The organism is Bartonella sp. AP21QHHD (genome assembly GCF_042196205.1).
Taxonomy (GTDB): domain Bacteria; phylum Pseudomonadota; class Alphaproteobacteria; order Rhizobiales; family Rhizobiaceae; genus Bartonella.
On sequence record NZ_JBHIPT010000100.1, the window covers coordinates 58494 to 73870 of the forward strand.

At 38.3% G+C, this 15377-nt stretch carries 12 protein-coding genes; 5 read left to right on the top strand and 7 right to left on the bottom strand.

Translation table 11 applies throughout. The features are described 5' to 3' along the window. The first annotated feature begins 70 nt into the window (after positions 1 to 70). The gene (argJ, locus tag ACFIMC_RS06145) at positions 71 to 1303 is read left to right on the top strand and encodes a bifunctional glutamate N-acetyltransferase/amino-acid acetyltransferase ArgJ (RefSeq protein WP_375638357.1); all 1233 of its coding nucleotides are present in this window, start codon (positions 71 to 73) and stop codon (positions 1301 to 1303) included. Between the two features lie 125 nt (positions 1304 to 1428). After that, positions 1429 to 1842 (top strand): 8-oxo-dGTP diphosphatase MutT, encoded by a 414-nt coding sequence (gene mutT / locus ACFIMC_RS06150; protein ID WP_375627652.1) that lies wholly within the window; start codon positions 1429 to 1431, stop codon positions 1840 to 1842. A gap of 898 nt (positions 1843 to 2740) precedes the next feature. On the opposite strand, the gene ACFIMC_RS06155 is transcribed toward mutT, so the two are convergent. The 4 genes from ACFIMC_RS06155 to ACFIMC_RS06170 all read right to left on the bottom strand — a co-directional run bounded on the left by ACFIMC_RS06155 (position 2741) and on the right by ACFIMC_RS06170 (position 7256). Next, positions 2741 to 3604 (bottom strand): NlpC/P60 family protein, encoded by an 864-nt coding sequence (locus ACFIMC_RS06155; RefSeq protein ID WP_375671928.1) that lies wholly within the window; start codon positions 3602 to 3604, stop codon positions 2741 to 2743. A gap of 159 nt (positions 3605 to 3763) precedes the next feature. Continuing rightward, positions 3764 to 5131, bottom strand: a complete 1368-nt coding sequence (locus ACFIMC_RS06160; protein ID WP_375668330.1) for a M17 family metallopeptidase — start codon at positions 5129 to 5131, stop codon at positions 3764 to 3766. 13 nt (positions 5132 to 5144) lie between these two features. Next, positions 5145 to 6143: a type I pantothenate kinase gene (coaA, locus tag ACFIMC_RS06165; RefSeq protein ID WP_375627680.1), complete on the bottom strand. Its 999-nt coding sequence runs from the start codon at positions 6141 to 6143 to the stop codon at positions 5145 to 5147. Between the two features lie 123 nt (positions 6144 to 6266). Continuing rightward, positions 6267 to 7256, bottom strand: a complete 990-nt coding sequence (locus ACFIMC_RS06170; RefSeq protein ID WP_375627650.1) for an asparaginase — start codon at positions 7254 to 7256, stop codon at positions 6267 to 6269. 220 nt (positions 7257 to 7476) lie between these two features. On the opposite strand from ACFIMC_RS06170, the gene hslV reads away from it, so the two are divergent. Both hslV and hslU read left to right on the top strand, forming a co-directional pair. After that, on the top strand, positions 7477 to 8058 hold the full coding sequence (hslV, locus tag ACFIMC_RS06175; RefSeq protein WP_012754621.1) for an ATP-dependent protease subunit HslV: 582 nt from the start codon (positions 7477 to 7479) through the stop codon (positions 8056 to 8058). Continuing rightward, the gene (gene hslU, locus ACFIMC_RS06180) at positions 8059 to 9369 is read left to right on the top strand and encodes an ATP-dependent protease ATPase subunit HslU (RefSeq protein ID WP_375611822.1); all 1311 of its coding nucleotides are present in this window, start codon (positions 8059 to 8061) and stop codon (positions 9367 to 9369) included. It abuts the gene before it with no gap. A 19-nt stretch (positions 9370 to 9388) separates the two neighbouring features. Here the strand turns inward: hslU and ACFIMC_RS06185 are convergent, their stop codons facing one another. From ACFIMC_RS06185 to rpsO, 3 genes are all read right to left on the bottom strand, one after another. Next, entirely contained in the window at positions 9389 to 10384 is a 996-nt protein-coding gene (locus ACFIMC_RS06185; RefSeq protein ID WP_375668317.1) for a class I SAM-dependent methyltransferase, read from the bottom strand. Between the two features lie 72 nt (positions 10385 to 10456). Beyond that, positions 10457 to 12649 (bottom strand): polyribonucleotide nucleotidyltransferase, encoded by a 2193-nt coding sequence (pnp, locus tag ACFIMC_RS06190; protein ID WP_375638359.1) that lies wholly within the window; start codon positions 12647 to 12649, stop codon positions 10457 to 10459. Positions 12650 to 12897: 248 nt separating this feature from the next. After that, the gene (gene rpsO / locus ACFIMC_RS06195) at positions 12898 to 13167 is read right to left on the bottom strand and encodes a 30S ribosomal protein S15 (RefSeq protein ID WP_375611819.1); all 270 of its coding nucleotides are present in this window, start codon (positions 13165 to 13167) and stop codon (positions 12898 to 12900) included. 314 nt (positions 13168 to 13481) lie between these two features. Here rpsO and ACFIMC_RS06200 point away from each other — a divergent pair, with 314 nt between their 5' ends. Beyond that, complete coding sequence (locus tag ACFIMC_RS06200) at positions 13482 to 15110, top strand: MFS transporter (protein WP_375639495.1); 1629 nt, start codon at positions 13482 to 13484, stop codon at positions 15108 to 15110. The last annotated feature ends 267 nt before the right edge of the window (positions 15111 to 15377 follow it).

A 15377-nucleotide genomic window follows, 5' to 3' on the forward strand; every position in this document is an offset into this window, starting at 1 on the left:
AAAAGCCTAGCAGTTTTCTATGAGAGGTTATTGATCTGCAATCATTTCATTTTTTTATAGAAAGCATATTGTGGTTTTGAAAATCTCTCCTTTGTCGCCTCAAAAGATCCAAGAGCTTTCTCCATTATCTGGTGTACGGATAGCAACAGCTGAAGCTGGGATTAAATATAAAGATCGTACAGATCTTCTTTTCATCATATTCGATAAGCCAGTGAGTGTGGCCGGTGTTTTTACCCGTTCAAAATGTCCATCTTCCCCTGTAGAGCATTGTCGTGCATCGCTTCCTCATGGGGTTGCGAGGGGTGTTGTTGTGAATTCTGGAAATGCAAATGCTTTTACAGGAAGCAAAGGAAAGCACACAACCGATGCAATTATTTGTGCAGCAGCGAACGCTTTAAAGGTTAGAGAAGATGAAATTTTTATAGCTTCTACGGGTGTTATTGGTGAGCCAATGGATGCATCGGGTATTGTCAATCTTTTACCAAGTATGACAGAGACAGCAGAAGAGGGAAATTGGTTGGAAGCTGCAAAAGCCATAATGACAACGGACACATTTCCAAAACTTGCGACCCGCACTTTTGACTGTGGGGGAGAGCGTGTTACCATTAATGGAATTGCAAAAGGTGCTGGTATGATTGCACCCGATATGGCGACAATGCTGTCATTTGTGGTTAGTGATGCTACCATTTCTTCGGATGCACTCCAATCCATGTTATCAGAGGCAGTTGAGGGTTCTTTCAATTCAATTACTGTTGATAGCGATACCTCAACTTCAGATACGCTTATGTTGTTTGCGACAGGAAAAGAACATGTTCCATGTCTTACAAGTAAATCTGATCCGCGTTATGGGGTTTTTGTGAAACAATTGAGTGCACTTCTGCATGAACTTGCACTACAAGTTGTTTGTGATGGTGAAGGTGCTCGTCATTTAATTGAGGTTAATGTGGTGGGTGCTACAACAAATAATGCAGCTAAAACTATTGCTTTATCAATTGCAAATTCACCGCTCGTAAAAACGGCTATTGCCGGTGAAGATGCGAATTGGGGGCGGGTCGTTATGGCAGTTGGGAAGGCCGGTGTTGAAGTCGATCGTGATCTATTGACGATTTGGTTTGGTGAGCATCGTGTGGCCGTGAATGGCGTACGAGATCCTGAGTATTGTGAAGAGACAATAGGTACTTATATGCAAGGTAAGCACATCACGATTCGTGTTGATATCGGTTTGGGTAAGAGTACGGCGACGGTTTGGTCTTGCGATTTAACAAAAGAGTACGTTATGATCAATAGCGATTACAGAAGTTAATGGATGCACTTTATATTTAACAGTTTATTATTTTTCAGAGCAAATGGGGTATGTGAGCTCTTTTAGGAGCAGAGGGGATATGATAGAAAAGTCAGTTATCTTTATGTTCCCTATTGGGGAGTGATATGTGTATGAAAAGTTCCATTCTTCTTGTTGTTGCATGTGCACTGTTAGATCAGAATAATCGTGTTTTGCTTACACAGCGTCCTGAAGGAAAATCATTGGCTGGTTTATGGGAGTTCCCTGGTGGCAAGGTTGAGCAAGGTGAAACTCCGGAAGCATCATTGATTCGTGAATTAGAGGAAGAGCTTGGTATTTATGTTCAACCAAATAATTTACACCCTTTAACATTTGCAAGTCATAGCTATAAAACATTTCATCTCTTAATGCCATTGTATCTTTGTGACCATTATGAGGGCGTTGCGCAAGGACGAGAGGGCCAAAATTTAGAATGGGTTTTTATTAATGATCTTGATAAATACCCTATGCCTGATGCTGATAAACCATTGGTTCAGGTATTGAAAAATCATCTTCTTTAATGTGTTATAAGAAGAAAATATAATTCAATATATTGATTTAAAATAATAATTTATATTTTTTATGTTGAATGGGAAAGTCCAGGGTCATAAAAATTTTCTCATTTCAAATCTGTTTTATGTTAAATTAGTCAAAACCATTCTTTTGCACGTTCCAAGCGGGGCGGGTCATGTGGATAAAATTATTTAAGAAAGAAATAAAATACGTGTTGAAAGAATACTCTCCAATAGCCAAGGGTTATCGCAACATTGAGAATTGGCAAAGTGTATAATGATGCCTTTGCACGCTTCATAAGCATAAAAATGGTGGTAGATAATGGATTTATACTTTTCGCGATTATTATTGAGAGATTGTCTTGGATGCACCGAGAGATATTAGGAGTATTTCTTTCATAAGATATCGATAATAGGAAAAATTTCAAAAAATGTTGCTTTTGATTAAGAGGGGCATATCCCTTACGTAATATAGAACGCCATTGTGTTGCATATTTGCGGGGTTGTTTAAAAGAGGCATCTCGCAATATTCCAAAGCCCATTTCGTGCCGGCACTCGTGAATGGTATAATGGTAGAGCTTTATAAGATAAAATCTATTGAGCGCCACTATCTTTACGCTTGTGAAGGAGTAAGCTGGTTCCAATGTTAGTTATGATAGCTCTTGGCATTTGAGAGCATTCAGAAGGGATATTTTTCTTTTCGTAATCATTTTTACTTATACATCAATTTCGCTTGTGATGAACAAGCAAGCGATTTTGATTGATTCAACATAAAAACAGATTTGAAATAAGAGAATTTTACGATATTTAGAATGCTTGATGCAGAGTGAATGATGGATAATTATCCTTATAAATCAATCTATTGCATAATAAAAACATTCAATTAATTTTTTATAGGAGGCATGTATTAAGTTTCTTGAATTGGACGGCGTTTTGCGATAGAATATTGATTTTTTTTAGCGATACGCGTAATTGCTTTTTCCAATGGCTCAATCATAACGTCCATAGAAAAACCATTTGCGTGAATAATATTTGCGTGATCGACCATAATAGCAACATGATCTTTCCAAAAAATTAAATCACCTCGTTGAAGTTTATCAGTATCTGTAAGAAGACTGCCTATAGTTTCTTGCTGCATATCGGTATCACGTAAGACTATTTGATCGGTCATCATCATAGAGAGCTGAATGAGTCCCGAACAATCAATTCCAAAACCGCTGACACCACCCCAAAGATAAGGTGTACGGATAAAGGTTTCTGCAACTGTGACATAATCTTCATATACGCGTCCAATGGGGCTGAGATGGCTCGTAATGATTGCTGTTCCATTTTCAAGAATAGAATACATTGTGTCACGGACTTCAATTTCATCAACAACACTGACTTTGCTTCCCATAGATAATGGGGATACTATTGGTCCACGTAAGTCAGCGTGTAAATATTTAAATGTGCGTGGTACTGAAACCACATGTGTTTGTTTTATGGTTGATGTACAAAGAACTTTTGTATCAATATAACCGACATAACCATCTTTGAGTGATTGTCCCCACGACAATGTTTCCCCTTGTTCAAAAATGAGAAGTTCTTCTCCCAATAAGCATTCTGTTTGTCTTTCACTTTTTTTACTATTTTCTTTAAAAAGTCCAGCGACCGCTGTATTAACACGTCTTTTTTCACCTTGAACAAAGCGTTGAGCTGTAATTTCTGTTTCAAGACGTTGATCTGCTAGATCATCTCTGAATGCATGAAGTCTTGGGTCTTTAGAGATCATCTTTTTGCTTTCCATTTTGTTACTCCTTACCTTTAAACAAACTCATGAAAACTGTATTGGTAAGGTTTTTATCCTCAAACAAAACTAAGAACACAGTGTAAGACCAATTATTCTTTAAGCTGCAAAATTGTCCATTTTTGTGGATATTTGTGTCAAAATTCATTTTTTAAAAATATTATAAAGGGCACGAATAGTTTGTGCTGATCCACCAATAGGGTATCCTGGTTTTTCTTTTGGAACCCATCCATAAAGGTCAAAATGCGCAAAATGTTCAGCTTTTTCAACAAAAGAATTAAGAAATAAAGCAGCCGTTATAGAACCAGCAAAGCTATTTCCAGTTACATTGTTAAGATCGGCAATTGGTGATGATAACATCTCTTGGTAAGGTTTCCAAAGGGGCATTTGCCAAAGAGGATCAAAGACAGCGTGAGCAGATTCAGAAATTTGTTGTGCCCATATTGAATCATTACAATAAAATGCGGGAAGATCTGGTCCTAATGCTATACGCGCTGCCCCTGTTAAAGTAGCCATACAAAGCATGAATTGTGGACTTTCTTCATCACCATAGGCGAGTGCATCGGCAAGGACAAGGCGCCCTTCAGCATCTGTATTACCTACTTCAACACTTAAACCTTTACGACTTTTAAGAATATCACCTGGTCGGTAAGCATTCGCAGAAATTGCATTTTCTACAGCTGGAATCAAAACGCGTAAACGGAAAGGCAATTTTGCATCCATGATAAGTTTAGCCAATCCCAAAACGTTTGCTCCACCCCCCATGTCTTTTTTCATAAGCAACATGTTATTGGCTGATTTAATATCGAGGCCTCCAGTATCAAAAGTTACGCCTTTGCCCACCAACGTTATTTTAGGATGATGTTCTTGCCCCCAGAGTAACTCAATCAGTCGTGGTGCAGTGCTGCCTGCTCGTCCTACAGCATGAATCATCGGAAAGTTATGGGTTAAGAGATCGTCTCCACAAATACTTTTGATATGAGCACCATAGGTTTTTCCTAGTTTTCGAGCTTCTTTTTCGAGAGTATCAGGGTTCATATCATTGGCTGGAATATTAATGAGATCACGGACGAAAAAGACAGCTTCATAAATTCGTTGGAGTTCATTAAGATCAATAGCCTCATTGACATGGATAGATAATGATTTGAAAGAAGAATTTTGACGATAGCGATTAAATTGATAGCTACCGAATGCTAATCCAAGATAGGTATTTATTTCATCAGAGGTTGTACCTTCTAAATGCCATTGACCAGCAGGAAGTTTTTGAGCAAGAACTCCTGTGATAAAAGGATCGTTACCATTGCCAATTCCAAATAAAACTTTTTTTAAATGCCCCGTTTCGTGAGGAATAAAGAGTATTTGTCCCGCTTTACCAGTAAAGTCATTAACTTTTATCCATGCTGTTGTTGACGCATCAAGTGATAAGTTGGCAAGAGTTCTTTGGTTTACCAAGATGATAGGGCAACTGTTATCGATACGTGTTGAGGTAAAATGAATGTGGTGGTGCTGCATAGTTATGAGATCCTTATAGTCGTCTAAGTGCGACATATTCGACCAAATGATTTTTTCCCTTTCGTAGAATGAGATTGGACCGTGGTCGTGTTGGCAATATATTTTCCTGTAAATTTTTTAAATTAATCGTTTGCCAAAGATCCTCAGCGATTTTTGAAGCTTCTTTTTCATTGAGATGGGCATAACGATGAAAATAGGATTCAGGATTTTGAAAAGCTGTTTTACGCAAACGTTTAAAGCGCTCCAAATACCAGTGACGAATGACTTCTGTTTCAGCATCGACATAGATTGAAAAATCAAAAAAATCTGATACGAAAGGAATAGCTTTTCCATCTTTAGGAAGATCACTGACCTGTAATACATTAATACCTTCAACAATTAAAATATCAGGACGATCAATGGTAATAGTCTGATTTTCTAGAACATCATAGATCATATGTGAGTAAAGCGGGGCACGGACATTTCCGATACCTGCTTTTATAGCCGAAAGAAAGCACAGCAACTTTTTAATGTCATAGGAATCAGGAAATCCTTTGCGATTCATTCGATTTTTTTGCTGTAAGATTGCGTTAGGATAGAGAAAACCATCCGTTGTGATTAGATCAACTTTAAGGCTAGATGTCCATCTTTTCAACAGTTCTTGAAGAATGCGAGCCGTGGTTGATTTTCCTACAGCTACAGAACCAGCAATTCCAATAATAAAGGGCGTTTTTCTACTCTCTTCTTGATGGAGAAACTGCTGACGTTTGTGAAAAAGTTCCTGTACTGCTTCAACATGGCATGATAATAGACGCGATAAAGAAAGATAAATGCGTTGGACTTCTTTAAGATCAATAGGATCATCAATAGAGCGTAAACGCTTAATTTCATCAAAAGTCAAAGTAAGAGGTGTGTCTGCACGAAACTCTGACCATTCTTGTGCAGTAAAAACGCGATAGGGTGAATATCGGTCAGAAACGGATTTGATCAGATTATCTTTCTGATTAATTTTTTGTATAGTCGTATCAATCATTTGTATTGGTCGAGAATTTTTTGCAGCAGCAATTGATTTAAGAGTAGACAGATGAGCGGCTTCATTTTCAAGTAAATTTTGTTTTGCATGCTCTCTTCTTTTAAGATAGTAGATCATTTTTCATTAACTTATAGTCCAGTCATTCCAGTTTGCACGGATTTGTGCTAATGAGTGCCCTTGCGCCAAAAAAGTCCATAAAAGTAGACGCGCTTTTACGGCTGATAAATAACCAGACATGAGAGCACCAGAAGCAATCATATCGATTTCGGAGCCTTTATAGCCATAAGTTATACGAGTTGTTGAGCCATTACAACAACGACTAGCAATAATGATTGGTATTTTTTGTGCATATTGTTGTACAAGGTCTGCTTCTTGAAAACTACAGTGTCCTGCACCAAAACCAGCAATAACAACTCCAGCATAATACCCACTTTCAAGGCATAGTTTCATTAATTTTGCATCAGATGATAAAGAGGAATAGAGGAGTGCAATTTGATGATCATGGTTTTGGGGAAGATCAAACGTTTTTGGGAAAAATTTTCGATCATTGAAATAAATAAGTTTTCCCTCTAAAATAGTTCCTAAAACACCTGCAAGACCTGATTGAAATGTTTCGACTTTGACGGTATGGCTTTTATAGAGCCAATAAGGTGAATGAATTGCATCATTTATGACAACGAGAACGCCCCTGTTACGACTTTGTGTGGCTGCTGCGACACGAGTGGCTGCTAAAATGTTGGCGGGGCCATCGGCGCCTGCTTCATGAGGCATGCGCATAGCACCGGTTATGATGAGTGGTTCGGCTTCTTTCCAATAAAGAGAAAGAAAAAAAGCTGTTTCTTCCAGAGTATCAGTCCCTTGTGTTAAAACAATACCTTCTGCACCAGCGTTTATTTGTTGTTTTGCCCACTTAATTATTTCAAAAAGCATTTGAAACGATAAAGATCCACTTGGTATTTGCATCAATGTTTGTGCATGAATATCAGCAACGTTATTTAAATCAGGAACACTTTTTATGAGGTTATCTGAAGTTAAAGTCGGTTGCATGTGACCAAAACTATCAGCAGTCATTGCAATTGTTCCACCTAAGGTCCCTATGGCTATTTTTTTCATAATTTTCCTCTAAAAAGCACAAACTGTTTATATAAAGCTATTTAGCAGTAATTTACATTGACAACAATGATATCATTTTTCCATTTTCAACAAATTGAGTTATGCTGAATCATTGTGTTTTGCTGTATATGTTCTTAAATAGGACAATAGTAATTGAGTTTTACATTGTATGAAAAGAAATCAATATTAAAAAGTAAAGTTAATATTAAGGAGTTTCCTTATGACAGAACATAAGCCAGACATAATGTATGGTACAACAATTATTACGGTACGAAAAGGTGGAAAAGTCGTGATGGCCGGTGATGGTCAGGTCTCTCTTGGACAGACAATTATGAAAGGCAATGCACGTAAAGTGCGTCGTCTTGGAAAGAACGGAGTGGTTATTGCTGGTTTTGCAGGTGCTACGGCAGATGCTTTTACATTACTGGAGAGATTGGAAACAAAGCTTGAACAATATCCTGATCAGCTTATGCGTGCTTGTGTGGAACTTGCAAAAGATTGGAGAACAGATCGCTATTTGCGTCGTCTCGAAGCAATGATGCTCGTGGCTGATAAGAAAGTAACTTTGGCTCTAACAGGGCTTGGTGATGTCTTAGAGCCAGAAGATGGGGTTATGGCAATTGGCTCTGGAGGAAATTTTGCTCTTTCAGCAGCGCGTGCACTCATGGATTTGGATTTGGATGCAGAAACTATTGCTCGTAAAGCTATGGCTATTGCCGCTAAAATTTGTGTTTACACCAATGATCATTTTACGATTGAAACATTGGATGCAGAATTATCTTCTTTAGAGAAAGCTATTTAAATGTGTGTTGTATTTTCCCCTCGTGAGACTGTTTCTGAACTTGATCGTTTTATTATTGGCCAAAATGATGCCAAACGCTCTGTAGCTATTGCATTGCGCAATCGGTGGCGTAGGCAACAGCTTGATGAGCCGATGCGTGAAGAAGTTATGCCAAAAAATATTTTAATGATAGGGCCAACAGGAGTTGGTAAAACTGGTATTGCACGTCGATTAGCAAAACTTTCTGGAGCACCCTTCGTTAAAGTAGAAGCGACTAAATTTACTGAAGTTGGTTATGTGGGACGTGATGTTGAGCAAATTATTCGAGATCTTGTTGAAATTGCCATTTCTCTTGTGCGTGAAAAGAAACGGGATGAAATAAAAGAAAAGGCTCACGTGAATGCTGAAGAGCGCGTTTTAGACGCCCTTGTTGGTAAAACAGCAAGTCCTGCTACCCGTGATAGTTTTCGTAAAAAATTGCGTGAAGGTGAATTGGATGAGAAAGAGATTGAAATTGAAGTCGCCGATAATAATAGCAATAGTGCTTCAACCTTTGATATTCCTGGTATGCCTGGGGCACAAATGGGTATTATGAATTTATCAGATATTTTGGGCAAAATGGGCAGTCGTACAAAAGTCCGTAAGACGACAGTAAAGGATTCTTTTAAACCGCTCATTGATGATGAATCTGAAAAACTCCTTGATCAGGAGCAAATTATTCAAGAGGCGCTTCGTGTTGCTGAAAATGACGGTATTGTTTTTATCGACGAAATTGATAAAATTGCAACCAGGGATGGTGGAGCAAGTGTTGCGGTTTCGCGTGAGGGCGTTCAACGGGATCTTTTGCCTTTGGTTGAAGGAACAACAATTGCTACAAAATATGGGCAAATCAAAACAGATCATATTCTTTTTATTGCCTCAGGTGCATTTCATGTTTCCAAGCCATCTGATTTATTACCGGAACTTCAAGGACGTTTGCCCATCCGTGTGGAGCTGAACCCTTTAACAAGGGAAGATTTACGGCGCATTCTAACGGAACCAGAAGCTAGTTTGATTAAACAATATATCGCTCTTATGGCAACGGAAGAGGTTCATTTGGAAATTACCGATGATGCAATTGATGCTTTAGCAGATATTGCTGTAGATTTAAATGCAAGGATTGAAAATATAGGGGCACGTCGTTTGCAAACAGTGATGGAGCGCGTTTTGGATGAGATTTCTTTCACTGCACCTGATAAAGCTGGAACATCGTTTAAAATTGATGCTGCTTATGTGAGAAAATCTATTGGCGAGCTTGCTGCTGATATCGATCTTTCACGTTTTATTCTTTGAAAGTTATTGCTTGTTCTGTTTATCTGCGTGCTTCGATAATTTTGAAACCATGGGCTTGTTCATGTATCAACACTGTGCGGAAAATATTTTTTAATAATGTTTCATAAGGCAGGTGGCGGTTTGCAACAAAAAGCAGACTGCCGCTTGGCTTTAAGCACTTTGCAGCATTTATAATAAAATTTTTTCCTAATGAAACATCTGTTGTTTGTTGTGTGTGAAACGGTGGATTTGAAATGATTGTGTCATATAGATTTGTGACAGGTTCATGTACAAGGTCATGCCAATAAAAATGAATTGGAAAAGGAGCTGTTATGGATTTAAGGTGCTGTTTTGCTGCTCTCAAAGCATTGTAGTCTGCTTCATAAAGGTCGAGAGCGGTGAGTTTTTCACTTCTTTCAAGCGCAACGTGAGAAAGATAACCCCATCCAGCACCAAAATCAGCCGTTTTTCCAGAAATAATTTTGAGCATATAAGAAGCAAGCGCAGCAGATCCTGGATCAATACGTCCGTGTGAGAACATACCAGAAGTGGTTTGAAATTTACCAAAAGTGAGCGGTGGTGAGCGCAATTGCGCAATGTTATGTCTCTCAATTTGTTGAGGAACTTGCAACCAAAATACAAGACCATGATTTTTAGACAATTTATTGGTGATGGGAACAATTGTTTTGACCCATTTCATCATTGAAGCAGCACCAGCAGTTTTATCCCCACTAATTACAATCCATCTATTGGGTTTAACGCATTCTAATAAATCAAGAAAACAATTTTGGTTCAAACCACGATATTTGCTCAAATGTAAAAATGCACCATCATAGCTGAAAGTTTTATCTATTTGAGGAGAGCAGTGAAATTGAGTATCGACAAATTTTAAAAAATCTGGTCGCCAAGGCGTAATAACTTTTAAATTTTGTGCCCATTCTGGAGCTGGGATTTCTGTTAAACCAAAACTTAGCCAACACTGGTTTGGATCAGGATACGGGAGTTCATGATTTTCAAAAGGCAAAAATAATAACACATATGACTCTTTCAAAGAAAAATGCCACTCCAATGTTGGGATGGCATTTCATGATACGATAAGAGGAAAAACTTACTCTTCTTTCTTACGGCGGCGCTTATTTTCAGGTTGTTTTTTTTCATCCACGCACTTTTCTTCATTCATCGCTTTATCACTGGTGATTTCCTTTCCGGTTGTTTGATCAACGACCTTCATTGATAACCGAACTTTTCCACGCTCATCAAAGCCCATTAATTTAACCCAAACTTTGTCACCTTCTTTTACAATATCTGTTGTTTTGGTGACGCGTTCTGATGCAAGCTGAGAGATATGAACGAGTCCATCACGAGAACCAAAGAAGTTTATAAATGCACCAAATTCTGCAGTTTTTACAACTGTTCCTTGGTAGATAGCACCAACTTCAGGCTCATCGACAATAGAATGGATCCAACGTTTTGCTGCTTCAATGGTTTTAGCATCAGCAGAAGCAATTTTAATGGTACCATCATCTTCAATATTAATTTTTGCTCCAGTTTGTTCCACGATTTCCCGAATAACTTTACCACCAGAGCCGATAACATCACGGATTTTATCGACAGAAATATTCATAACTTCGATTCGTGGAGAAAATTCACTCAGCTCAGCACGTGCACTGGTTAAAGCTTTCGCCATCTCATTAAGGATATGGATTCGTCCACCTTTGGCTTGTTCAAGCGCGATTTTCATAATCTCTTCGGTAATACCATCAATTTTGATATCCATTTGCAAGGCAGTAATACCATTTTCTGTTCCTGCGACTTTAAAATCCATATCTCCAAGATGATCTTCATCCCCTAAAATATCAGAAAGAACAGCAAAGCGTTCTCCTTCTTTAATCAAGCCCATAGCAATACCAGCAACAGGGCGTGCTAGAGGAACACCAGCATCCATAAGAGCAAGTGAGGTTCCACAAACCGTTGCCATAGAAGAAGAGCCATTGGATTCAGTGATTTCTGAGACAGCACGAATGGTATAAGGAAAAGATTCTTTCGTTGGTAACATGGGGTGAATTGCCCGCCATGCCAATTTGCCATGTCCAATTTCACGACGACCTGGAGAACCAAGGCGTCCCGTTTCACCCACTGAAAATGGTGGAAAATTGTAATGGAGAAGGAATGTTTCCTTATACATTCCTGTCAAAGAATCAACATATTGTTCATCTTCACCAGTTCCCAATGTTGCAACGACAATCGCTTGTGTTTCTCCGCGGGTAAAGAGTGCTGATCCATGTGTGCGGGGTAAAATACTTACTTCTGATTGGATAGGGCGTACGGTAGAAAGATTGCGTCCATCAATCCGCTTTTGGGTATCAAGAATGTTTCCGCGAACAATTTTTGCTTGCAACTGTTTAAATACGGTTGCAATTTGATCTGCACTAAATTGACAGTCTTTTTCTGGTTCTGGCATAAATTTATTGAGGATTTCTGTCTTTAGTGCATCAATTGCAGCATAACGTTCTTGCTTATCAGTAATTGTGTAAGCCTTTCGTATATCCTGTTCTGCCATTTTCTGCATCGCTTTTTCAAGCTCAGAAAGATCTTCAGGAACAAAATCACGAGGATCTTTTGCAGCAACTTCAGCAAGCTTTATAATGGCATCAAGGACAGGTTGAAGGCCTTTGTGACCAAACATTACGGCCCCCAACATGATATCTTCCGGTAATTCTTGTGCTTCTGATTCAACCATCAAAACAGCACTTTCTGTTCCAGCAACAACAAGATCAAGTTTTGATTCAGGCATTTCATCGATATGAGGATTAAGAATATATTGTCCATTACAATAGCCAACGCGGGCACCGGCTATAGGCCCCATGAAAGGAACACCTGACAGGGTCAATGCCGCAGAAGATGCAATCATCGCAAGGATATCGGGATTGTTTTCGAGATCATGCTGTATAACGGAAACAATAACTTGTGTATCATTTTTATATCCCTCAACGAAAAGGGGACGAATTGGGCGATCAATCAAACGTGAAACCAAAGTTTCATTTTCACTTGGTCGACTTTCACGTTTTAAATAGCCCCCAGGTATTCGACCAACAGCATAGGATTTTTCTTGATAATTAACGGTGAGTGGAAAAAAGTCCTGGTCTGGTTTTGGGATTTTGGCCGATACAACGGTAGCTAAGACAATCGTTTCTCCATAGGTAGCAATCACTGCACCATCAGCTTGACGCGCTATTTTCCCTGTTTCAAGGGTGAGCGGACGCCCGGCCCATTCAATTTCTATCTTGTGCGTTTTGAACATTTTTTATCCTTAATGACCAGTGTTTAAATCTTTGATTGCTCACATTCTGGTTTTGCGTAGCATACTTCCAAGATCTGGGGTGGACAACATACTTTTTATCTTTGTTGCAAGAAAAGAGAAGTAAACTGCTTAAATGCGAAACGATGAGCAGTTCTATCCCATAATAACTTATCAGTTTTTAAAATTTTTAATTAAAAGCAACACGTTGAAAAAATGGGTGTTTTTTAAATATCACTTCCATTTTTCTTTTAGCGACGCAAACCTAACTTCTTTATAAGTGTCTGATAACGATTTTGGTCAACTCCTTTAAGATAATCAAGAAGACGCCGACGTTGAGATACCATCTTCAAAAGACCACGACGAGAATGATTATCTTTTTTGTGAGATTTAAAGTGGTTTGTTAAATTAGAAATACGTTCAGAAAGTACAGCAATTTGCACTTCTGGTGATCCTGTATCACCAACTTTGTTTGCGTATTCTGCGACAAGAGCTTTTTTACGTTCAGCTGTAATCGACATCGTATTATCCTTTCCAAAAACGAAGAAACATAAAGCCACCCATAGCCGAGATGTCGTTCAGCAAGGGTCTGTGAGAAAACAGGAAAAGTCGAAGACTCTTACCTATTTTCGTTCTTATATAGGAAAGAAGGTTAAAATACTAGTCCTTGACAGCATTTTGAAGTCTTTCTTTAAATAAAAGCTTTTGTTTTGAAATATTGATTTAAATAGAGTTTTATGAGAAGTTTTTTAAACAATTATGCATCCTTTTGATACAAAGATTATGAGCGCGTGTGTGTGGTAACAAAAGTGATAAATACCGTTGGAGGAAAAAGATGCAGAGCATTTCAACATTAAAACTTTTTCGTAATTCGGTATTTCGAAATTTATGGTCATCTACTCTTATTTCTAATTTAGGGGGGCTGATACAGGCTGTTGGAGCAGGGTGGTTAATGGCGTTGATTAGTTCTTCGCATTCCATGGTTGGGCTCGTTCAAAGTGCCACAACATTACCACTTGTTATGTTTTCTTTGATGGCAGGGGCATTAGCTGATAATTTTAATCGGCGTCAAATTATGTTGTGTGCACAGATTATGATGATGGTCATATCGATGAGTTTATCTGTTTTAGCCTATATGGGATTTCTAACACCTTGGCTTTTGTTATGTTTTACGTTTTTGATTGGATGTGGCACAGCTTTTTATAATCCTTCTTGGCAAGCAACGATAGGAGATATTGTGAGCAGGGAAAATATTCCTGCTGCTGTTAGTTTGAATAGTGTTGGCTTTAATTTGATGCGGAGTGTTGGTCCTGCTATTGGTGGTGCCATTATTGCAACTTTAGGGGCATCGGCTGCTTTTTTGTTTAATGCTATAAGCTATATTCCTCTTATTGGTGCGTTGTTTTTCTGGAAGTCGAATTATGAAAACAACTCATTACCACGAGAAAGGCTGTTAGGAGCTGTCTCAGATGGTTTGCGTTATGTTGCGATGTCACCTAATCTCTTAAGTATTATGGTTCGAGCGTTCCTTTTCGGTATAGGAGCAATTTCGATTTTAGCACTTTTGCCAATTGTTGCACATAAAGTTCTTGGAGGAAGTGCCCTTCTTTATGGTACATTGCTCGGTTGTTTTGGGTTAGGAGCCATGACCGCAGGTATTATTAATGCAGTTGTACGGCATCATTTTCGTTCAGAAACAATTATTGCAAGTGCATTTATTGGTTTTGCCTTTTCTTGCTTTTTATTGGGAATCAGCCGTTCCCTGATTATAAGCCATATTGCTTTATTTCCTGCAGGGTTATGTTGGGTTTTGGCATTATCATTGTTTAATACATCTGTACAACTATCTACACCACGCTGGGTTGTTGCACGTTCTTTAGCACTTTATCAAACGGCATCTTATGGGGGGATGGCTATTGGAAGTGCAATCTGGGGAGTTTTGGCTGATGGTTATTCTCCAACAATTGCTTTGAGCGTTTGTTCTTTATTCTTGATTTTTGGTGCTCTTGCAGGGGTAAAATTTAGAATTCAAGAAATTCCTCAGATAGATTTAAATCCTCTTGATCATTTTAGAGAGCCGGAACTATTACTCGACCTCAAAGCAAGAAGTGGCCCGATCATGATAATGATTGATTACCAAATTCATGAAAATGAACTCGAAGAGTTTCTCAAAGTGATGACGCGTCGACGCCATATTCGATTACGTGATGGTGCGCGTCAGTGGGTCCTTTTACGAGATCTTGAAAGACCTGAATATTGGACAGAGGCTTATCATATGCCAACATGGGTAGATTATTTACGCCATAATCATCGTCGCACAAAAGCGGATGCAGAAGTCAATAAACGTCTGCGTCATTTAAATTGTGCTCCTAACGGTATAAGAGTGCACCGTATGATTGAACGCCAAACAATACCTCAAGCCAATGAGATGCTTTTAAAAGTTTCCTCTGATCATCTCCCTTAAAGTTAAAACAGTTTTTGTAAATATTAATTATGTTAATGTTATTTCGATTAATTTGTTAGCATAAGTACAATAACAAAAAATTGCTGTTTTAATAGTTAATTAATTGATTTATAATGATTATTTGCCATTTTCATGTTGAGTGATAGTCTTAAAAATCTTAAGCTTTTCTCGTTTCAAATCTATTTAGAGTAAATCAGTCTACATCTTCGCTTGCACATTACAAACGAGGATTAAAATGTGAGTAAAAAACGATTGAAAAAGAAATAA